Genomic DNA, 1829 nt, shown 5'->3' on the forward strand with positions numbered 1-1829 from the left:
GAGTACGAACGCGACTTCCAGCAAAGCCTGGAAGAAGAACCGCAGACCGCCTGAAACATGACCGGCGGACTCTACGAAACCCGGTTCAGCTCACTCAACCTGAGTGTCAACTGCGAGAAGGGTTTCCGTACGGGTCAGCGTACGGTTCGAGGGACTGCCGGACCACCTCCTGCACGGACGTCATCCGCGGCCCTGGGCCGTAGAAGCGGGCCCGGGCCTTCCCATGCGGGATGAGCCAGCCCAGTCGGACGAGTTCGCGCATGTCGCGGATCGCCTGCTGGTCGGAGAGTTCGGCGTCCTGCTGATAGACCGTGCGCCGGACCTTCGAGCCCCAGAATGCCGGAAGAAGGGCGTAGACGACGCGCTCGTCCAGGCCCGTCTCGGCGGCGGCTTCGCCCAGATGGATCCAGGCCCGCGAGAGCAGGTCGATGCGGCGCTGCGCTTGCTGGGCCTGCCGGTGGTGGGCCTCCAGGCAGAAGCGGATCCAGAGGTGGGTGTCCCGTCCTGGGCTCCAGTTCGGGCCGCCGACCTGCTGCAGCACGCGGTAGTAGCCGTATGTGTTCTGTCCGCGGCCGAGCCATTCTTCGATAGAGGAGAATTCCGGCGGCATGAGTGCCTCGCGTGCGAACACCAGCGTCGACAAGGCGCGGGACATGCGCCCGTTGCCGTCTTTCCAGGGGTGGATGTTGACCAGGTTCAGGTGCGCCATCGACGCGCGCACGTGCACCGGGGCGTCGAGGTCTCCGGTGTTGAGCCAGTCGATCAGCTCAGCCATCAGGGCTGCGACCTGCTCGAAGTCGGGGGCGGTGTAGGCGGGGACGAGCGGGTCGTCGGGGCTGGTGACGAAGACTGGGCCCTCCCTCCACCGCCCTGGCCGCTTGTCCAAGTGATGACCTTGCAGCATGAAATGGAGGCCGTTGAGCAGGCCCGCGTCATACCGGAAGTCGTCGCCTGCGTCCGCGAGGGCCTGGATGTAGGTCATCGCGCGCTGGTATCCCTCCAGCTCCACCCGGGTACGGTCCGCTGTCTCCAGCGGCTCCTCGCCGGCCATCAGGGCCTCGACGTCGTCCACCGTCGCGGCGTAGCCCTCGATGGTGTTCGACCCTGCGATCGCCCGGGCCGTCAGGTTCCGCCGCAGCTGCCCGGACCAGCGGGGCTGAGCGCGCAGCTGATGCCGCAATCGCTTGCGCATGTCCTCGATCTCTCGGAGAACGCGCAGGTCATCGATATCCAGTGATGGCGTCTCGTACAGCACAACCCAATGCAACCATGACACAATCATTGTGGCAACCTCCGGCTCGCGCCGGTAGTGTCGTCCATCGTCCGGCCTGGTGCTGTCAAGTTCGCGGAGGCGTGCGGTGATCTTGGTGGAGATTTCATGGGAGGGCCGGTCGTGGACACCACTGCAGCGCCGTTATACTGATCTTTATCCCAGCGCTTGACGGTCACTCCAGCAATGCCAGCTTTGTTCCGGCGAGGAATCCACGCAGGAGATGCGGTGCCTTCTTGATCTTGCTGAGCGCTGCTTCGGCGGCTTCTGCCAGCTCTCGAATCGAACGGAATGCACGGTTCGCGAGGAGATCTTTGTTTCGGGACGATCGGGCACGACGCACTCGTCGCTCAGCTGGCGAGGCGCGTGGTCGACCGGTCGATGCTGAAGCTGATCCGGTCGTGGCTGCGGATGGGAGTGCTGGAGGGCGGGGTGACCTCCTCGACCGGGGCGGGAACCCCGCAGGGCAATGCCGCGTAGTTAAGAAACGGCGAGGATTTTGATGTTGGGCGGGTCGGAGTGGTGGATGGTAGTTTCGGTGCGGAGTTTCTTTCTGTAG

Annotated in this window: 2 protein-coding genes; both read right to left on the reverse strand. The window is 64.7% G+C overall.

Going from position 1 to position 1829, the window contains the following annotated elements; genetic code table 11:
- Positions 1-106 precede the first annotated feature (106 nt).
- On the reverse strand, positions 107-1192 hold the full coding sequence (locus tag ACZ7NC_RS45425; protein ID WP_471498311.1) for a Fic family protein: 1086 nt from the start codon (positions 1190-1192) through the stop codon (positions 107-109).
- A gap of 428 nt (positions 1193-1620) precedes the next feature.
- Positions 1621-1829: hypothetical protein (locus ACZ7NC_RS45430; protein WP_471498314.1), on the reverse strand; the 209-nt coding region annotated here is incomplete at its 5' end.

Source organism: Streptomyces sp. NPDC111802, from assembly GCF_055634335.1.